Source organism: Nocardia sp. NPDC050799, assembly GCF_040654015.1.
Classification (GTDB): domain Bacteria; phylum Actinomycetota; class Actinomycetes; order Mycobacteriales; family Mycobacteriaceae; genus Nocardia.
In genome coordinates, this window is sequence record NZ_JBFAHF010000002.1 from 173685 (window position 1) to 192326 (window position 18642).

At 71.0% G+C, this 18642-nt stretch carries 17 protein-coding genes; 10 read left to right on the forward strand and 7 right to left on the reverse strand.

Translation table 11 applies throughout. The features are described from left to right. Window positions 1-6: 6 nt before the first annotated feature. Window positions 7-1113 (reverse strand): polyprenyl synthetase family protein, encoded by a 1107-nt coding sequence (locus tag AB0H42_RS03465; RefSeq protein ID WP_357049554.1) that lies wholly within the window; start codon window positions 1111-1113, stop codon window positions 7-9. Window positions 1114-1440: 327 nt separating this feature from the next. On the opposite strand from AB0H42_RS03465, the gene AB0H42_RS03470 reads away from it, so the two are divergent. Continuing rightward, complete coding sequence (locus tag AB0H42_RS03470; RefSeq protein ID WP_357049557.1) at window positions 1441-2325, forward strand: methylenetetrahydrofolate reductase; 885 nt, start codon at window positions 1441-1443, stop codon at window positions 2323-2325. 27 nt (window positions 2326-2352) lie between these two features. Here AB0H42_RS03470 and AB0H42_RS03475 read toward each other — a convergent pair whose 3' ends face one another. From AB0H42_RS03475 to AB0H42_RS03500, 6 genes are all read right to left on the reverse strand, one after another. Further along, window positions 2353-2712, reverse strand: coding sequence for a hypothetical protein (locus AB0H42_RS03475; RefSeq protein ID WP_357049172.1), 360 nt, complete (start codon window positions 2710-2712; stop codon window positions 2353-2355). A 101-nt stretch (window positions 2713-2813) separates the two neighbouring features. After that, the gene (locus tag AB0H42_RS03480) at window positions 2814-4001 is read right to left on the reverse strand and encodes a glycosyltransferase (protein WP_357049174.1); all 1188 of its coding nucleotides are present in this window, start codon (window positions 3999-4001) and stop codon (window positions 2814-2816) included. After that, window positions 3998-4702 (reverse strand): DUF3153 domain-containing protein, encoded by a 705-nt coding sequence (locus tag AB0H42_RS03485; protein WP_357049560.1) that lies wholly within the window; start codon window positions 4700-4702, stop codon window positions 3998-4000. Before AB0H42_RS03485 ends, AB0H42_RS03480 begins: the two co-directional genes overlap by 4 nt. Window positions 4703-4793: 91 nt before the next feature. Beyond that, a complete protein-coding gene (locus AB0H42_RS03490; protein ID WP_357049563.1) occupies window positions 4794-5591 on the reverse strand; it encodes a carotenoid biosynthesis protein in 798 nt (265 codons plus the stop codon). A 29-nt stretch (window positions 5592-5620) separates the two neighbouring features. After that, entirely contained in the window at window positions 5621-7186 is a 1566-nt protein-coding gene (locus tag AB0H42_RS03495) for an NAD(P)/FAD-dependent oxidoreductase (RefSeq protein WP_357049176.1), read from the reverse strand. Beyond that, entirely contained in the window at window positions 7183-7800 is a 618-nt protein-coding gene (locus AB0H42_RS03500) for a GNAT family N-acetyltransferase (protein WP_357049566.1), read from the reverse strand. Before AB0H42_RS03500 ends, AB0H42_RS03495 begins: the two co-directional genes overlap by 4 nt. A gap of 190 nt (window positions 7801-7990) precedes the next feature. Between AB0H42_RS03500 and AB0H42_RS03505 the strand changes: the two genes are divergently transcribed. The 9 genes from AB0H42_RS03505 (at window position 7991) to mraY (ending at window position 18629) form a co-directional block, all read left to right on the forward strand. Continuing rightward, on the forward strand, window positions 7991-8428 hold the full coding sequence (locus AB0H42_RS03505) for an SAV_6107 family HEPN domain-containing protein (RefSeq protein ID WP_357049178.1): 438 nt from the start codon (window positions 7991-7993) through the stop codon (window positions 8426-8428). Window positions 8429-8622: 194 nt separating this feature from the next. Continuing rightward, window positions 8623-9054, forward strand: a complete 432-nt coding sequence (locus tag AB0H42_RS03510; protein WP_357049180.1) for a DUF3040 domain-containing protein — start codon at window positions 8623-8625, stop codon at window positions 9052-9054. 485 nt (window positions 9055-9539) lie between these two features. After that, window positions 9540-9971 carry a division/cell wall cluster transcriptional repressor MraZ gene (gene mraZ / locus AB0H42_RS03515; protein WP_030523855.1) on the forward strand — a complete coding sequence of 144 codons (432 nt, stop codon included), beginning with the start codon at window positions 9540-9542 and terminating at the stop codon, window positions 9969-9971. 279 nt (window positions 9972-10250) lie between these two features. Beyond that, the gene (gene rsmH / locus AB0H42_RS03520) at window positions 10251-11228 is read left to right on the forward strand and encodes a 16S rRNA (cytosine(1402)-N(4))-methyltransferase RsmH (RefSeq protein WP_357049182.1); all 978 of its coding nucleotides are present in this window, start codon (window positions 10251-10253) and stop codon (window positions 11226-11228) included. Window positions 11229-11457: 229 nt separating this feature from the next. Continuing rightward, window positions 11458-12336, forward strand: a complete 879-nt coding sequence (locus AB0H42_RS03525) for a hypothetical protein (RefSeq protein WP_357049184.1) — start codon at window positions 11458-11460, stop codon at window positions 12334-12336. A 203-nt stretch (window positions 12337-12539) separates the two neighbouring features. Further along, entirely contained in the window at window positions 12540-14300 is a 1761-nt protein-coding gene (locus tag AB0H42_RS03530) for a penicillin-binding protein 2 (RefSeq protein WP_357049569.1), read from the forward strand. An 89-nt stretch (window positions 14301-14389) separates the two neighbouring features. Further along, window positions 14390-16006, forward strand: a complete 1617-nt coding sequence (locus AB0H42_RS03535) for a UDP-N-acetylmuramoyl-L-alanyl-D-glutamate--2,6-diaminopimelate ligase (RefSeq protein WP_357049185.1) — start codon at window positions 14390-14392, stop codon at window positions 16004-16006. After that, window positions 16003-17556: a UDP-N-acetylmuramoyl-tripeptide--D-alanyl-D-alanine ligase gene (gene murF, locus AB0H42_RS03540; RefSeq protein WP_357049187.1), complete on the forward strand. Its 1554-nt coding sequence runs from the start codon at window positions 16003-16005 to the stop codon at window positions 17554-17556. Before AB0H42_RS03535 ends, murF begins: the two co-directional genes overlap by 4 nt. Next, a complete protein-coding gene (gene mraY, locus AB0H42_RS03545) occupies window positions 17553-18629 on the forward strand; it encodes a phospho-N-acetylmuramoyl-pentapeptide-transferase (protein ID WP_030523849.1) in 1077 nt (358 codons plus the stop codon). Before murF ends, mraY begins: the two co-directional genes overlap by 4 nt. The last annotated feature ends 13 nt before the right edge of the window (window positions 18630-18642 follow it).

Sequence of the window (18642 nt, forward strand, 5' to 3'; positions counted from 1 at the left end):
CGCCGCTCATGCCGCGCGCCGGGTGGCCGCCAAGGCCATCTCGCGGAGCCGGGTCTTCGCCTCCGGCGTGGCGGAACTGGCGTCGATCGCGCCCAGGGCCTGCTCGGTGAGTGCGCTGATCCTGGCCTCCACCGCGTCGACCGCGCCGAGTTCGATGAGGAGCGCGCGCAATTCGCCGACCTGCGCGTCCGACAGGTCGGTACCGATCGCGCCGCGCAGGGTGTCGCCGGCGGCCGGGTCCGTCTCCGCGGCGCGCTGCAGCGCCTCCGCGACCAGCACGGTGCGTTTACCTTCGCGCAGATCGTCACCGGACGGTTTACCGGTCACGGCCGGATCACCGAAAACACCCAGCAGATCGTCACGGAGCTGGAAGGCGATCCCGATATCGGTCCCGTAGGTGCGGTAGGCCGTGATGAGCCCGGCGTCGGCGGCGGCGAGCGCCCCGCCGAGATGCAGCGGGCGTTCCACGGTGTAGGCCGCGGTCTTGTAGCGATTGATCCGCAGCGCCGCGGCCACCGATTCGTCGCCGCTGGCCTCGCCGTGGACATCGAGCAGCTGCCCGCCCAGGACCTCGGTGCGCATTCGCGCCCACACCGGGGCGAAGCGCGCCAGCGCCGCCGCGTCCAGCCCGGCGTCGTGCACCATATCGTCGGCCCAGGCCAGCGCCAGATCGCCGAGCAGAACGGCCACCGATTCGCCGTAGTGGGCGGAATCCCCGGCCCAGCCCGCCTGCCGATGCCGCTGTTCGAAGTCCACGTGCACGGTCGGGAAGCGGCGGCGGGTGCGGGAGCAGTCGATGATGTCGTCGTGGATCAACGCGCAGGCCTGGACGAGTTCCAGAGCCGAACAGGCTCGGAGTACGGGCGCCGCCGCGGCACTCGCGGGATCGCCGCCGGCGCCCAGCCAGCCCATCCAGGCGAAACCCGGGCGGGTGCGCTTACCGCCGCGCAAGGTGAACGATTCCAAAGCCTCGACACTGCCGGCGAATACCGGGCCCAGCTCGGCGACCGGCTCGCGACGGCCGACGAAGAATTCGGTCAGTGCCTGCTCCACGGCCGCGGCGAACGCCGCCGTCCCGGGAACGGCCGCGAGAGGACCCGACCGCGTCGGGATACCGGTTCCGGCAGACAGGGTGACCTCCCAGATCGTCGATTGCGTGGGTAAGCGGCTACCGGAACCGGGGGCGCCGGTAGCCGCTTACCCACGTGCGTCCGCCGCGGCGGCGGGACCTGATCGCAGAATACGCGCGCGCCCAGGACTCGGATCCGGTGGCGGCGGTGGGAGAGGATCGGGGAGAATGCCGGGCGGCTCTAGACTGAGCCGGTGACTTTCGACAACGCGCGGGGACTCCCGACCCCTGGCCGGCCGTCCCCCACGTCACCGAACGTCTCCGCGACGCCTTCGGTCGTGCAGAGCCTGTGCCGGCACGCCGATGGCGCGGTGCCGTTCTCCGTGGAGTTCTCCCCGCCCCGCGACGAGGCGGGCGAGCAGCGGTTGTGGCGGGCGGTGCGCACGTTCGAGCGGATGCATCCGGCGTTCGTCTCGATGACCTACGGTGCCGGTGGGAGCACCCGGGAGCGCACGGTGCGGGTCACCGGTGAACTCGCCCTGCAGACCACCCTGTTGCCGGTCGGCCATCTCACGGCGGTCGGGCACAGCGTCGCCGAGCTGCGGTCGATCGTCGGGGCCTACGCCGATTCCGGGATCAGCAATATTCTCGTGCTGCGCGGTGATCCGCCGGGCGATCCGCTGGGCGAATGGCATAAACACCCCGAGGGGGTGGAGTACGCCGAGGAACTGGTGCGCATCGTGCGTGACCTCGGCGATTTCCATGTGGGGGTCGCCTCGTTCCCGCAGGGACACCACCGTTCGCTCGATCTCGACCATGACACCGCCCATCTGACGGCGAAACTGCGTGCGGGCGCGGAGTATTCGATCACCCAGATGTTCTTCGACGTCGACGAGTACCTACGACTGCGCGATCGGGTCGCCGCCCTGGACCCGGTGGAGGGCGCCAAACCGATCATTCCGGAACTGATGCCGATCACGTCGCTGCGCACGGTCGAGCGGGCCGAGCAGCTGTGCGGCCGGCCGCTGCCGGAACGGGTGATCGAACGGCTGCACCGGGCCGCCGGATCCGGGCCGGAGGAGGATCGCGCCGCGGTCCGGGCCGCGGGGATCGAGATCGCCACCGAGATGGGGGAACGGTTGATCGCCGAGGGCGCACCGTGTCTGCACTTCATCACCCTGAACTTCGCCAAGGCGACCGGTGAGGTGCTGACCAATCTGGGTTACGGCGTCACCACCGCGCCGATCAGCGCCTGACCGGCGCCGGCCGGCGGGGGCGAGAGGTCAGTCGGCCGGGGTGTAGACGTGGACGGTGATCCGGTCGTTCCGGCGGATCACTTCGAGCGCGCGGTCGTCGTGGCGCAGGATGAGTCCGGGGGCGCCGTCGACCGGGTCGAGTATCTCGATGCCCGCGATCCGCTCACCGGCGTGGTCCAGGCGGTCGCCGGGCTTGGCCGCGATGAACACCCGGCCGTCGATGACCCACCAGGTGCCCGGCAGGCCCGGCAGCAGTTCCGGTGATTCGCTGAGCTGGTGGCGGGCGACCGGTTCGCTGAGGCTGTGCGGGCTGCGCAGCCGGACCGAGCATCGCTCGAGCCATTGCGTCCACGTGGTATCGACGCTGGTGTGGCCGACGATGGTCATGGTGCAGCCTCCTCGAAACCCGGGCCGCGAGGCCCTGCCCGCCGGTCGTGCCGGGCGGGTTCATCATCCGGCCGGGCGCCCGGCGGGCACAAGACCAAGAATCATCGAGAATCCAGCTCTTGGCCGGGTAGCAGAGGGCGTCCCCGCCAGGTCAGCGCGTTGCGACGGCGAGCGCGGTGTGAGTGTTGCCACAGCAACAGGTAGGCGGCGACCGAGGCGGGGTGGGCGAGAGCGTCGGCGAGGTCGCCGCGGTCCGGTCCGCGGCCCGACTCCAGGGCGCGGGCCAGCAAGCGGCCCGTGACCGCGGCGGTGTACCCGAGCAGGCCGATCCGGCGCAGCCGGCCGCGGCCCAGCACGGCCGTCACCGGAGGCAGCCAGTATGTCCACGCGGCGACCGCGCCCACCGCGGCCCCACCCGCGACCGAACCGCCGTAGGCCGACCAGAGCCAGCGGTCGTAGCCGGTCACCAGCTCGTGCGCGTCCCGATACATCCGGGTGCGCGCCAGTCCGCCCGCGGCCGCCACCGCGGTGCGGTCACCGGCGCGGCGCAGGGCCCGGGCGATATCGAGATCCTCGGTGACACTGCCGGCGACCGCCGCGTGACCGCCGACCGCGCGATACCGCGCCGCGTCGACGACCAGGAACTGACCACAGGACACGACGGTCGAACCCCGGGTGCCGCGATCGGCCCACGCGACGGGCAGAGTGGATGCCCACGACCAGCACAGCAGCGGCTGCACCAGACGTTCGGCCACGGTCTCGGCCCGCTGCCGCGGCCAGGGCGCCAGCAACGCGACACCGCGTTCCCGCAGACACGCCACCGCCGCGGCGATCGCGGTGGGTGCGAGCCGGACATCGGCGTCGAGGAAGACGAGTGCCCCGGTTCCGCCGCCGGCCTGCCGGGCGTGCTCGGCGAGGGCGGCGCAGGCGGCGGCCTTGCCGGTCCAGCCCGGCGGCGGGCCGGTGGTACCGCGCAGCAGTTCGCAGCGCGGGTCGCCCGCTATCGCCTGCAATGCGCGCTCGGCGGTGTCGTCGCCGGAGGCATCGTCGAGGATCAGGATGCGCAACCGCGCCACCCCGGTCTGGGCGCGCAGATCGGCGATCAGACCGGGGAGCAGGGCGGACTCGTCACGCGCGGGCACGCAGACGGTGACGTTCTCGGTGACCGGGGCGGGCGCGGGGGACAGTCGCGGTACGGTGCGCCGGTTCCAGGCGGTGAGCGCGGCACCGGCCACGGCGATACCGGTCCCGCCGGTCACCGCGCGCCGGACCCACCGCCGGGGTCTCACGCGTTGGATTTGACCTCGTCCCACCAGCGTCGCAACGAGAAACCGGCCGGTGCGCCCGGCCGGGGCGGATTGCGGTCCATATAGGCGAGGGCGATGACGACCGCCGCGACCGCGAGCGTGATACCGCCGACGATTCCGGCCCAGCCCGCGAAGGACCGCGTGTTCGGATCGGCGTAACCGACCTCGGCGCGGATGGTACTGACCTCGCCGGCGGGCAGTTTCCAGGAGACCACCGAATCGCCCTCACGGTTGCCGTTGGTCTTGGCGACCCGGGCCGGGAACGCCACACTCAGCTGTACATCGGACCCGTGCGGGGCCAGGGTCTCCAGGTCCACCCGGCCGTTGAGGCTGACCAGGTCGCCGTTGCGCTGAAACTGCAGGTCGAACAGGCCCTGCGCCTGCTCCGAAAGTTGCGACAGCTGTTCTACTTCGCCGAAGTTGAGGTCGTCGAAGTACACCTCGCTGCCGATGTACCCGTCCTGGTTGTACGGCTCGATACGCACTTTGGCCGCCAGGGTCTCGGGGGCGGTGAGCTGCGGGCCCTTGTCGTCACTGTTCTCCGGGACGACCGCGGCCACGATCCGGCCCGACACCCGGTCGTTGGACGACAGGCCCATCGAGGCCTGGACACGCAGGCAGCCGGCCAGCGCCGGGGTGAGCAGGGCGGCCAGGAGGAGGGCTGCGGCTATCCGCGCCCGCAGGGGGCGGCGCGAGCGCGGAACGGGGACCGGGGAGCCGGGTTTCGCGGTAACGGGACTCGGAGGCACGGATGACATGGTGCCAGGCCGGAACTCACCGACGCCATGCGACGGGCCCGACGGTTCGCCGATCGTGGCCGGCCCCGCGTCCGGTGGCGTCGCGAACCAGCCGGACCAGCAGCGGAACCCCGAGGAACCCGAGGAGGACGCTCCCGTAGCCGGCCGAATACGGCAGTCCGAGGAACACCGCGTGCGCCAGCGCGGAGCCGAGCCAGGTCCACAGGAACATCAGGACCGGGATCGCGGGCCGCTCGGGTCCGCGCGCGGTGCGCTCCCATACGGTGAGCGTCGCGGCCATCACCGCCGCTACCGCCAGCCAGCCGAGGTAGTTGGTGTACGGGATGGCCGCCAGACCGGGCAGTCCCGACTCGGTGTGCCGCCACTGCCATTGCCCGTCGGCCACCATCTGGGGGTCCAGGAACAGGTCCCAGCCCACCGCGCCCACCGCGGTCGCGCCGAGCCGAGCCGCCGGCCGCGGGCACAGCAGGCCCGCGACCACCCAGATCGGATAGAGTCCGCCGGTCCACGCGAGCGGGACCACCAAGGGAACGTCGAACAGTTGTGGTCCGATCCGCCCGTCCGCGTAGTCGTAGGACCCGAACGGAATCCCGGTCGCCGTGCCCACCGCCTCGGCCACCAGGCCGATTCCGGAGACGATCACCAGGAACCCGGCCGCGTAGCCGATCCCGCGCGTCACCGCCGCGTGCAGCAGGGCCGTACCGGCTGTCAGCAGTACCACGGCCACCGTCACCGCGTCGCGGGCCGGACCGGTGGTCAGCGGGTAGGCGATCTGCGTGCCGACCAGCACGACGAGCAGACCCGCGGGAAGCAGGTCCCGCCGCCGCCCGGCCGCCGGTCCCGCTAGCGGCGTATCCACCGGCGGAACCCGCGGCTGTCGCGCAGTACCAGGCGCGCGGCGGTACGCCCGCTGGCTCCGGACACGCCGCCCCCGGGATGGGTGGACGCCCCGGTCAAGTAGAGGCCGGGCGCGCCGGGCACCCGCTGCCCGGACAGTTCCGGCAGCGGCCGCCACAGCATCATCTGGTCCAGGCTCATCTCCACATGCATCACATTGCCGCCGAGCAGCCCCATCTCGCGCTCCAGATCCACCGGCGTCTGGATGTGCCGGTTCAGCACCGAGCCCGCGAACCCGGGCGCGTACCGATCCAGTTCGCCGATGATCCGGTCCGCTTCGGTTTCGGCGTGCCGGGCCCATCCGCCGTTGTCGGCGAGCCGGTAGGGGTGCCACTGCGACCACAGCGAGAGCTGATGCTGCCCGGCGGGCGCGATACTCGGGTCCAGGGCGCTGAAACTCATGGCGAGCACGACGGGCCGGGGTGGCAACCGCCCGCCCAGCGCACTCCCGTGCGCCAGCGCCAACCGGCGCCGGTCCGAGACCAGCAGTTGCAGTCCGGTCGCCGATTCGGCGGGCGTCGCGCCCGGGTACCGCGGGAGATCGCTGGTCGCGGCCCGCACCACCATGCCGATCCCGGGGCCCACCCGGATCTGCCGCTGCCACCCCCGCAGGGGTGCCGGATCGAAGCCGCCCGCACGCAACAGTTCCAGCGTGGTGAGGATATGGGTGCCCGCGATCACCGTGTCGGCGTCGTAGTCGCGCCCGGCCGCGGTGTGGACCCGCCAGCCGTCGACCCGGCGGGTCAGCGCGGTGACCGCGTCGCCGGCCGTGACCTCGCCCCCGTCCCCGCGTAACCGGGCTACCAGCGCCTCGGTGAGGGCACCGCTGCCGCCCACCGCCCGGCCGGGCGGCAGGGTGTGCATGAGTGCCGCGAACGCCACCATCGGCGCCGTTCCCGGTTCGGACATGGGCGGTCCCGACTGCGCCCCGAACCACGCCAGTGCCGCCTTCAGCCGCTCGTCGTCGAACCAGGTGTCCAGCAGCGCATCGCCGGACTGCAGGAATTCCCGGGACAGCGCGCTGCCGCCGTCGCGCGCGTCCAGTCCCCAGAACGAGCGCAACAGCCGGCCGCCGGTGGGCGCGCCGCCGAACGAGCGCATCACCCGCCGCGCCCGCGGCGCCCAGACGTCCACGAAACGCCGGTAGGCCGCGGCGTCGCGGTCGCCGCAGGCGGCGGCCACCGACGCGCAGGTCCGCCCGAGATCACGGTGGAACACGATCGGCGGCGCCCCGGTCTCCGGGCAGGCCGGGGCGAAGGCCCAGGGGTCACAGTCGAGGTACCGCAGGCCGAAGCGTTCCAGTTCGAGCTCCTCGATGATCCCGGTGTGCCGGACCATCAGATGGGCCGAGGAGCCGCGATCGACCCGGTGGCCGGGGAAACGCTCCACGGTGGATACGGCCCCGCCGAGGACCGTATCGCGCTCCAGAACATGGACCCGGCGACCCTCCCGCGCCAGGTAACAGGCCGCCACCAGCGCGTTGTGGCCGGAACCGGTGATCACCACACTCATGGCAGCAGGGGCAGTGACCGGCCGAGGATTCCGAAACGGCGGTTGTCGCCGGCGAACACGAAATTCCGCAGCACGTCGCGGAAACCCATCCGCCGGTACAGGCGCCAGGCCCGGTTGTCCTCTTCGCCGACCTCCGGGGTGGACAGCAGCACGGCCCGCTCGGGGCGGTCCCGCAGCAACCGCTGGAGCAGGATCGCGCCGATACCGCGGCCCTGCGCGCTCGGGTGCACATGGAGCTCGGTGAGTTCGAAATAGTCGCCGAGCAACTGCCCGATGGCCGGCTCCGGCCACCCGGAGCGGCGCATCCCCGCGTGCACCTGCTGCTGCCACCACTGATGGGGGCCGCCCCGATAGCCGTAGGCGATGGCGACGATCGGGGAATGGCGCAGGTCGAACTCGCCATTGTCCTCGGGCACCACCGCGGCGACCGCGTGCCAGCCCGTGCGGTGGGTGTGCTCGGTCCACATCGGCGCCCGATGGTGCTCGGTGCCGTGCGGATAGTCCATGGCTGCGACGTAGACCGCCAGGGCGTCGTGCAACCGGGCGCGCAGCGCGGCTTCCGAGAGGTCGACGACGACCGGGACGGGGAGATTGTTCGACTTGACGGCTGTCATTGCGATATCGGTGGGCTCTTTCGCGGTCGGCAGGGTGGTGGGTTTCGGCACACGAACATGTCGGTGGTCGTCTCTATATTCAAGCTCGAGCCAAACGTTCGAAAACTTGTTCGCCCCCACGGTGCACGCTCAGCCTGCCATACCGGTGGACCGCCGCGGGGGGTGACAGGCGAGACATGGAGGGACGGCTATGTCGGATCGAAGCGTGTACCCGGTACAACCGGGGCGGGCGGAAATGCTGTTGCGGCGCGCCGACGGGTTGCTCATGGAAGCGGCGGGGGAGCGCGATCCGCGGGAACGTTTCCGCGTGGCCTACCTGGCGGCTCTGCGCGGTGCGGGCGCGGTGCTGGCGCTCACCGGCGCCGACACCGCGCCGCGGGCCCGCTCCCGTAACGCGTGGGTGATGTTGCAGCGCGCCGCCCCCGAATTCGTGATGTGGGTGGACTACTTCAGTGGCCATTCCGCGACCCGCGCGGCGCTGGAGGCCGGGCTGCCCCGGGAGATCGGCGAGGCGGCGGCCGACGAGTTCTCCGCGCGGGTGGCTGCGTTCCTGCACGACGTCGAGGATCTCATCGCGCCGGCCGCCCGGCTGCGCGCCGCCGGTGACGGAGACGACGCGCGCCGGTAGGAACCACCGCCGACCCCCGGACCTCCGGATTCGGCCCGCGCGGGAATCGATCCGGCGACGAACTTCGTTCGGCTGCACCCATATGGTGGTACCGCTCTTGGCGAACTCGTATCATTGATGACAGATAGCCGCCAAGGGGTTATCTGTCGCCCACCCGGAGGCGACAGCCACGACCTAGTGCCGGGGGAGGTACCGTGCCACTCTCCGAGCACGAGCAGCGCATGCTCGAACAGATCGAGAGCGCGCTCTATGCTGAGGACCCGAAGTTCGCGTCGTCCGTCCGCGGTGGACGTCTTCGTACGACCTCGAGTCGCCGTCGACTCCAGGCCGCGGCCTTGTTCGTACTCGGCCTCGTCCTACTCGTCGCGGGTATCGCCCTTCCGGTGCGACCCGGCGGCTTTCCGATCATCAGTCTGATCGGGTTCATCGTGATGTTCGGGGCCGGAGTACTGCTCCTGCTCGGCGGCGCCAAGGGCGCCACGCCCGGCCACGGCAGTGGTGCACCGGGCGATTCCGCCGGTCCCGGATCATCGGAACGAGCGGCCGGCGGGCGTGGGCGTCCGCGGCGCTCCGGTGGGTTCACCGAGCGCATGGAGGATCGCTTCCGCCGAAGGTTCGAGGAGTAGCCGCCCGGCGTTCGCGCCGGCCCTGCAGCCGACAGCGGTGCCGCACCCGTTCCCGGGGGCGGCACCGCTGTCTGCCTCTGTGCCGTACCCGTTAGCTCGCGGGATGCGCGCGTGACCGGCCGGGCCGCTGGAAAGTGCGCCGGACCACCTTCTCCCACCCCGTCCCACCGGGTTCCCCCACTGCGCCCCACCGCCCCGGCCGTGAAGGCGTGAACGGAGGGTTTGCTGGAAGTTGACGGGACCCGCCGGAGTGGGGGGCCGTAGACGCGCGCAGGGAGGCAGAGTCCGCGAAAAGGCCACCCGGCCGGTGATAGCTGGGGTGACCTGCGGAATCCGACGGCCGGGGAGGCACATCACCCCGTGTTTCGATTGAAAGTGGGGGAAAGTGGGGTAATGTGGAGCGCGCACTACAGGAGAGGCCGCGAGGCACTCGACCGGCGTAGCCGGTCAACACCATTCGAGGTGGTCCGGTAGGAGGTATCGGGTTGTTTCTCGGTACTTACACACCTCGTCTGGACGACAAAGGGCGACTCACGTTGCCCGCGAAGTTTCGAGACGATCTGGCGGGAGGGTTGATGGTCACCAAAGGACAGGACCACAGCCTTGCCGTCTATCCGAAGGACGAGTTCAGTGCGCTCGCCCGGCGCGCCGCGTCGGCTTCCCGGAGCAACCCGCAGGCGCGGGCCTTCATCCGGGCGCTGGCAGCGGGCACGGACGAACAGCGGCTGGACACGCAGGGCCGGATCGTGTTGTCGGCCGAACATCGCCGGTACGCCAACCTCACCCGCGACTGTACGGTCATCGGTTCGGTCGACTTCCTGGAGATATGGGACAAGCAGGCGTGGGAGACCTACCTCGCCGAGCACGAGGAGGACTACGCACAAGCGAGAGACGAGGCACTGGGCGGAATCTTCTAGCCCGCGCGAGTGCCACGCGGCCTCTGCCCGGATGCGGACCCTGACGTACTTCCCCGACGCCAGGTGCCGCTTCGGTCAGAGACCCCGCGGCATTCGTTACGTCACCGATTTCCTTCTGTCGCTCACCCCGTGGACGCGCCGGATCGAACGGCGGCATGGCCGCATCTCGCGCAATCAATTGTTCACCCGCTTCGGCGCCGGTGATCCGCATCCATCCGGGGTGCGGATGCGACCCGAATCGGGTCGTCACGGAGCGAGGCACGAGTCCGGGAGGTCGATTTGAACCGTGAGCAGCACGGCACGAGACACGTCCCTGTTCTGCTCACCCGCGCCGCCGAATTGCTCGACCCGGTGCTCGACGGCCCGGCTGCTGTGTACCTCGATGCCACACTGGGGCTCGGCGGTCATGCCGAATATTTCCTGCGCACCCATGCCGATCTCCGGCTCGTAGGCCTCGACCGCGATACCCGCGCGCTCGCGCTCACCACCGACCGGCTGCGGCCCTACGCCGACCGGATCACCCTGGTGCACACCCGGTACGACGGAATCGCCGCCGCGCTCGCGGAGGCCGGTCTGCCGGCCACCGGTTCGGTCAGCGGCATCCTGATGGATCTCGGGGTCTCGTCCATGCAGTTGGACGAGGCGGAGCGGGGTTTCGCCTACTCTGTGGACGCCCCGCTGGACATGCGGATGGATGCGACCACCGGCCCGACCGCCGCCGATGTGCTCAACAGCTACAGCCAGGGCGAGATCGCCCGGGTGCTGAGGGTCTACGGCGAGGAACGGTTCGCGAACCGGATCGCCGCCGAGATCGTGCGGCGACGCGCCCGGCAGCCGTTGCGCACGAGTGCCGAACTGGTGAGTCTGCTCTACGACACCATCCCCGCGCCGGCCCGCCGGACCGGCGGACATCCGGCCAAGCGCACCTTCCAGGCGCTGCGGGTGGAGGTGAACGGTGAACTGGATTCGCTGCGCGCGGCCCTCCCGGCCGCGCTGGCGGCCCTGCGGCCGGGCGGCCGCATCGTGGTCATGTCCTATCAGTCGCTCGAAGACCGGGTGGTCAAACACGAGCTGGCCGAACGGGCGAAATCCCGCACACCGGTGGGACTTCCGGTCGAACTCCCGGGTATGGGGCCGGAGTTCCGCATACTGACCCGGGGCGCCGAACAGGCCGGGCCCGCCGAGATCGAGGAGAATCCCCGCGCCGCGCCGGTCCGGATGCGCGCCGCCGAGAAGATCGTGCAGGACGCGGGATGAGGCCCGGCACCGGCACCGGCCATGCCGCAGCGGTGGCCCGCGGAGCAGCGAATTCGCTTGTCCGCGTGCCGCGATTGCGGTACGACGGTGCGGGTGCCGGATGCGGAGATCACATCGGTGTTCGCGAAATAGTGGTGTCAGGGGAGCACCGGCTGGGCATTACGGACCACAGCACAGGCGTACGCGGGCCGAAACCGCGGGCCATCACACCGATACGGGGGTGTCAGGTATGAGCGTGAGCACACGTACCGAGACCGGGCGACCGGCTCGGCGGGTACACGACGCGGAGCGGGTGAAATCCGGGGCCGCGCAGCGGGCCTACGCCCGGCGCCGGCAGCGCACCGGCGGGCCGTCCGGCACGGCGCCGGTGGCCGCGCCGCGGTCGGAGCTGGCGGGTCGCGGCCCGTTCGTCGCGGCCATCCTTGCCATGTTCGGCTGTGGTCTCGCGCTCACACTGGTCCTGACCACCCGCGCCGCCGAGGACAGCTATCAGCTCAGCGACGCGCGCGAGGCCAACCGGGTGCTCTCCGACGAACGCGCGGCATTGCAGCGGGAGGTCGCCGCCGCCGATTCCCCGCCCGAACTCGCCACTCGCGCCCGGGAACTGGGCATGATCCCGGCGGTGGATCCGGCGCGGCTGGTCGTCGCCGCGGACGGAACGGTCACCGTGGTCGGCGAACCGAAGCCCGCCCAGGGCCCGCCGGCCCCGCCGCTGAACGGACCCCGCGGCGGAACTCCGCGCTCCGGCGCGGACCCGGGCGAGCGGATCGTGCCGCTCCCGGCGCCGCCGCGCTCGGACTCGGCCGCGCCGAACCCGGGTGGTGTGCTCGCGGCCCCGGGGACCGATCCGACGCCCGCGCCACAGGCGGCCGAGGGCGCTCCCGCCCCGGCGGGTACCGCTCCGGCCGACGGTGTGGCACCGCCGGCTGCTCCGGCAGACGGAACCGACCCGGCCGAGGCGCCTGCCCCGGCCGACGGAACTGCGTCGGCAGGCGCGTCCGCTCCGGCCGGGGAAGTGGCCCCGGCGCCGGCGGAGACGCCGGGCGATGTCGAACCCACCTCGGTCGCGCCGCTGCCGCCCGTTACGGCGGGTGAGGAGATGCGATGAACCGGCGCGGGTCGGGGCGCGGGCGCGATTCCGCGCCGAGATCCCGGGCCGCGACCGGTCGCGGAAAAACGAAGAAGCGATCCGCCGAGGTGGCGCGATCCGCGCCCGGCGGGTCCCGGCAGCCACCCCGGCGGTCACGTCCGGGTGGACGCTCCACGCCGAACGGACCGGTGCGGATCCGGCTCGGCGTGGGCCGGTTGATCATGCTGGTGGCATTGACCGTGGTGGCCCTGCAACTGTTGTGGATCCAGACCATCGCCGCACCCACGCTGTCGGCGCAGGCCGCCGGACAGCGCACGGCCTACCAGGATCTCCCCGCCACCCGCGGCGCCGTCACCGACCGCCACGGTAAATCCCTGGCCTTCACCATCACCGCCCAGTCGCTGAATTTCCAGCCCATTCGGGTGCGCAAGGACCTCGCCGATGCCCAGGCGAAGGACGATTCGGCGCCCGATCCGGATCGGCGGCTCGAAGATATCGCCCGGACCGTCCACCAGATCCTCGGTGACGAGGGGCCGAAGGAAGCCGAGCTGCTGGAGAAACTGCGCAGCGACCAGACCTTCGTGTACCTGGCCCGCAATGTCGACCCACGGAAAGCCGACGAGATCACCGCGAAGTTCCCCGAGGTCGGTACCGAACGCCAGGACCTGCGCGAATACCCGGGCGGTTCGCTGGCGGCCAATATCGTCGGGGCCACCGGCTGGGACGGCCACGGCCGGGTCGGGCTGGAGGCCTCGCTGGATTCGGCGCTCGCCGGCACCGACGGCTCCTACACCTACGACCGCGGCTCCGACGGGGCGGTCATTCCCGGCAGTCTCCGGGACCGCCAGCCCGCCGTCGACGGCAACAATGTCGAACTCACCCTGGACTCCTACCTGCAGAACCATGTGCAGCAGCAGGTGCAGCAGGCCAAGGATCGCTCGGGCGCGAAATCGGCCTCCGCGGTGGTACTGGACGCCCAAACCGGCCAGGTGCTGGCCATGGCCAACGACAACACGTTCAATCCGGCGCTCGGTCCGCAGCACTGGGACCCGGCCGGGCTGGACAACCCGTCGGTGACCCAGCCCTTCGAACCCGGTTCGGTCAACAAGGTGGTCACCGCAGCCGCGGCCGTCGAATACGGTCTCACCACGCCGGACGAGGTGCATCAGGTTCCGGGCCGCATCGATATGTCCGGGGTGACCGTCGGGGACGCCTGGGAACACGGCGTGGTCCCCTACACCACGACCGGGATCTTCGGTAAGTCCTCCAATGTGGGCACCCTGATGCTGGCGCAGCGGATCGGTGAGGACCGGTACGCCGATATGCTCGAACGCTTCGGTCTGGGCCGGCGCACCGAGGTCGGACTGCCCGGGGAGAGTTCCGGTCTGCTGCCCGCCCGGGACCAGTGGTCCGGCGGTACGTTCGCCAACCTGCCCATCGGGCAGGGACTTTCGATGACCACCTTGCAGATGACCGGTATGTACCAGGCCATCGCCAACGACGGGCTCCGGATGCCGCCGCGTATCGTGCGCGCCACCGTCGCGCCCGACGGGACCCGCACCGAGGAGCCGGCGCCCGACGGGGTGCGCGTGGTGCGCCCCGAGACCGCGCGCACACTGCGCACCATGTTCCAGTCGGTGGTGCAGAACGATCCGACCGGAGTGCAGATGGGGACCGGTGCCGCTGCCGCGGTCGACGGATACCGGATCGCCGGGAAGACCGGGACGGCGCAGCAGGTCGACCCGAACTGCGGTTGCTATTCGAGCTCCTCGTACTGGATCACCTTCGCCGGTATCGCGCCCGCGGACAACCCGCGCTATGTCATCGGACTGATGCTCGACGCGCCGGTGCGCAGTTCCGACGGCAGCGGCGGGCAGTCGGCCGCACCGCTGTTCCACGACATCGCCTCCTGGGCATTGCAGCGGGATCGGATTCCGCCGTCGAGCGAGCCGGAACGGCAGTTCGTCCTGCAGGCGTCGTGATTCGGCGAACCGGCTTACCCGACCGTGATCCGGCGTCGGTAACCTGACTCGTCGTCGTATCCGCGCTTCATCATGCAGAGAGGAATCCTGTGCCCGCGCAGTCCAGCCAGCCCTCGCTGCGGCCGGCCCGGCCGCTGTCGACACCGCTGCCCGACCTGCTGGATCTGATCGACGCCGAACTTCGGCCACCGGTCGCCACCGACCTACTCGTTACCGGGATAGAGCAGCGCTCCGACGCGGTTCTGCCCGGTGATCTGTTCACGGCGTTACCCGGCTCCCGGGCGCACGGCGCCCGGTTCGCCGCGGACGCCGTGGCCCGCGGCGCGGTCGCCGTACTCACCGACGCCGCCGGGGCGGAACTGGCCGGTGACCTGCCGGTACCCGTCCTGGTGCGGGAGGATCCGCGCGCCGTCCTCGGCGAGTTGTCCGCGGCGATCTACGGACATCCGTCCGAGCGGTTGCGGATCATCGGGATCACCGGCACCTCCGGTAAGACCACCTCGTCGTATCTGGTGGAGGCCGGACTTGCCGCGGGTGGTCTGTCCACCGCCCTGATCGGCACCATCGAGACCAGAATCGGGGGCCGCCGGGTCCCGAGCGCGCTCACCACGCCCGAGGCGCCGCAATTGCACGCCATGTTCGCGCTGATGGTGGAGCAGGGCGTGGACGCGGTGGTGATGGAGGTGTCCAGCCACGCCCTGACGCTGGGCCGGGTCGACGGGGTGCGGTTCGCGGTCGGCGCGTTCACCAACCTGTCGCAGGACCATCTGGATTTCCACGCCGATTTCGAGGACTACTTCGCCGCCAAGCGCCGGCTGTTCGAACCGGAGTCCCCGGTCGCCGCCCGTACCGCCGTGGTGTGTGTGGACGACGCTTGGGGCCGCCGTCTCGCCGACGGCCTCGCCGCGCCGATCCGGGTGGCGACCACCGGACCGGCGGACTGGTCGCTGGCCGGTCCCGCCCGCGCGCACGGCGGTGAACAGGAGTTCACCGCGGCCGGACCGGACGGCGAGACGCCCGTGCGGTTGCGGCTGCCCGGTGACTACAACGTGGCCAACGGTCTGCTCGCGGTCGCGGTGTGCGCGGCCGCCGGAGTGCCGCCGGGGACCGCCGCGCCCGCACTGGCCACGGTGGATGTACCCGGCCGGATGCAGCGGGTGGAACGCGGGCAGGAGTTCTTGGCCCTGGTGGACTACGCCCACAAACCCGCCGCCGTGGAATCGGTGATCGCCACGCTGCGCACCCACCTGGCCACGGCGGGGAGCCGGGGCCGGTTGGCGGTGGTGGTCGGCGCAGGCGGGGACCGCGACACCGGTAAACGCGGCCCGATGGGCGCGGCCGCGGCGCGCGGCGCGGATCTGCTCATCGTCACCGATGACAATCCACGGACCGAGGACCCGGCCGCGATTCGCGCGTCGCTGGTCGCGGGCGCGCAGAGCGTCGCCGACGAACAGCGCGGCGAGGTCCGCGATATCGGCGACCGGACCGCGGCCATCGCGGCGGCCGTCGACTGGGCGCACCCCGGTGATGTGGTGCTGGTGGCCGGCAAGGGCCACGAAGCAGGGCAGGAGATCAACGGGGTGAAATATCCGTTCGACGACCGCGAAGTACTCGCGGCGGCGATCGATTCGGCACTGCGGCACAGTCCCGGGGGCGCGGACAACGGTTCGTGGTCGACGGGCGCGGAGGACTTGACAGTTTCATGATCGAAATGACACTGCGGGACATCGCCGAGGTCGTGGGCGCAACGCTGCACGACGTCGGTGACCCGGAGGTGAGGGTGACCGGTTCGGTCGAATTCGATTCGCGCCGGATCGGTCCCGGCGATATCTTCCTGGCGCTGCCGGGCGAGCGCGTCGACGGCCACGACTACGCGGCCGCCGCGATCGAGGCCGGCGCGGTCGCCGTACTGGCCGCCCGGCCGGTCGGGGTGCCGGCCATCGTCGTGCCCCCCGCGCCGGGGTCGGTGCCGTCGAGCGCGCTTGCGCTGAGCCATGATTCGACCGGTGCGGGCGCCGCGGTGCTGACCGCGCTGGCCGCGCTGGCCCGGGAAAGCGTGTCGCGGCTGGTCGCGGCCGGTGGGTTGACCGTGGTCGGCGTCACCGGGTCCTCGGGTAAGACGTCCACCAAGGATCTGCTGGCGGCGGTGCTCGCACCGCTGGGACCGGTGGTGGCCCCGCCCGGCTCCTTCAACAACGAACTCGGGCATCCCTGGACCGCCCTGCGCGCCGGTCCGGACACCCGGTTCCTGGTGCTGGAGATGTCGGCGCGCGGGCCCGGGCATATCGCCGCGCTGGCCCGGGTGGCGCCCCCGAGTATCGGGGTGGTCCTCAATGTGGGTACCGCGCATCTCGGCGAATTCGGCAGCCGCGAGGCGATCGCGCAGACCAAGGGCGAACTCGTGGAGGCGCTGCCCGAAACCGGTCTGGCCGTGTTGAACGCCGACGATCCGAAGGTCAGCGCGATGGCCTCGCGGACAGCGGCCCGGGTGGTGACGGTCGGGCATTCCACGGGCGCGCGGATCCGGGCCACCGCAACCACTCTCGACGAACAGGCCCGTGCCTCGTTCACCCTGCACACACCGCTCGGCGACCGGCCGGTCACCCTGGCCGTGCACGGGGAACACCAGGTCGGCAATGCGCTGTCGGCCGCCGCGGTGGCCCTGGAGTGCGGCGCCGACCTCGACACCCTCGTCACCGCGCTCGGCGGCGCCCGGGCGGCGTCGGCGCGGCGGATGGACGTACGCACGAGTACCGCCGGGGTCACGGTGATCAACGATTCCTACAACGCCAACCCGGATTCCATGCGGGCCGCGCTCAAAGCGCTGGTCACCATGGCGCGGTCGGGTGACACCCCGCGGCGCAGCTGGGCCGTCCTCGGTGAAATGGCCGAGCTCGGCCCGGAATCGGTGGTGGAACACGACGGGATCGGCCGCCTCGCGGTCCGCTTGGATGTGGACCGGCTCGTCGTGGTCGGGACCGGACGACCCTCCCGGGGCATGCACCAGGGAGCGGTCATGGAAGGCTCATGGGGTGAGGAATCGGTGCTCGTCCCGGATATCGAAGCAGCCGTGGAGTTGCTCGCCGCCGAAGTCGGCGCGGGTGACGTGGTGCTGGTGAAGGCATCGCAATCGGTCGGCCTGTGGGCGGTGGCCGAACAGCTGCTGGCCGAGGGTGAGAAGAACACGGGTGCCGGCACACCGGCACCCGGCGGCGCCGGCGCCGCCGACGGGGTGAGCACGGAGGCAGTGCGATGAGACAGATCTTGTTCGCGGCGGCGATCGCACTGACGGTGTCGATCCTGTTGACCCCGCTACTGATCCGGATATTCGCCCGGCAGGGTTTCGGGCAGGAGATCCGGGTCGACGGCCCGGCCAGCCATCAGTCCAAACGCGGTACGCCCACCATGGGCGGCGTGGCGATCATCATCGGCATGTGGGCCGGGTATCTCGGCTCCCATCTGATCGGAATCGGTTACGAGGCCGAAGGTCCCACCGCCTCCGCGCTGCTGGTGCTGGGCCTGGCCACCGCGCTGGGAGTGGTCGGATTCATCGACGATTTCATCAAGATCCGCAAGGGCCGCAATCTCGGGCTCACGGCCGCGGGCAAGTACCTGGGCCAGATCACCGCCGCGGTGGTGTTCGGAGTGCTGGCGCTGCAGTTCCCGGGTGGCAGCGGACTGTCCCCGGCGAGCCGGCAGCTGTCGTACGTGCGCGATATCAACACCGTCTCGATGAGCGTGGTCGTATTCCTGGCCTTCGTCTGCCTCATCGTGGTGGCCTGGTCGAACGCGGTGAACCTCACCGACGGCCTGGACGGTCTGGCCGCGGGGTCGATGAGCCTGGTGCTCGGCGGCTACGTCGTCATCACGTTCTGGCAGTACTACCACTCATGCGAGACCAAACCCGAGACCGGCTGCTACAACGTGCGCGATCCACTGGACCTGGCCCTGGTCTGCGCGGCCGGCACCGCGGCGTGCATCGGGTTCCTGTGGTGGAACGCGGCGCCCGCCAAGATCTTCATGGGTGACACCGGGTCGCTGGCCCTGGGCGGGCTGCTCGCCGGGCTGTCCATCACCACCCGCACCGAACTGCTGATGGTGGTCATCGGTGCGCTGTTCGTCGCCGAGGCGGCGTCGGTGGTGCTGCAGGTGGCGGTGTTCCGGACCACCCGCAACCGGCTGTTCAAGATGGCGCCGTTCCATCACCATTTCGAATTGAGCAAATGGGCGGAGACCACGGTGATCATCAGGTTCTGGTTGCTGGCCGCGATGGCCTCGGCCGCCGGCCTCTCCCTGTTCTACAGCGAATATCTCTCCGCGGTCGGGTGAGTTGACGATGGAG

Excerpts from the sequence above, each read along its gene's own strand:
- AB0H42_RS03530 (WP_357049569.1), top strand. The coding sequence starts at position 12,540 with ATGCTGGTGGCATTGACCGTGGTGGCCCTGCAACTGTTGTGGATCCAG.
- murF (WP_357049187.1), top strand. The coding sequence starts at position 16,003 with ATGATCGAAATGACACTGCGGGACATCGCCGAGGTCGTGGGCGCAACG.
- mraY (WP_030523849.1), top strand. The coding sequence starts at position 17,553 with ATGAGACAGATCTTGTTCGCGGCGGCGATCGCACTGACGGTGTCGATC.
- AB0H42_RS03505 (WP_357049178.1), top strand. The coding sequence starts at position 7,991 with ATGTCGGATCGAAGCGTGTACCCGGTACAACCGGGGCGGGCGGAAATG.
- AB0H42_RS03525 (WP_357049184.1), top strand. The coding sequence starts at position 11,458 with ATGAGCGTGAGCACACGTACCGAGACCGGGCGACCGGCTCGGCGGGTA.
- AB0H42_RS03495 (WP_357049176.1), bottom strand. The coding sequence starts at position 7,186 with ATGAGTGTGGTGATCACCGGTTCCGGCCACAACGCGCTGGTGGCGGCC.
- AB0H42_RS03500 (WP_357049566.1), bottom strand. The coding sequence starts at position 7,800 with ATGACAGCCGTCAAGTCGAACAATCTCCCCGTCCCGGTCGTCGTCGAC.
- AB0H42_RS03475 (WP_357049172.1), bottom strand. The coding sequence starts at position 2,712 with ATGACCATCGTCGGCCACACCAGCGTCGATACCACGTGGACGCAATGG.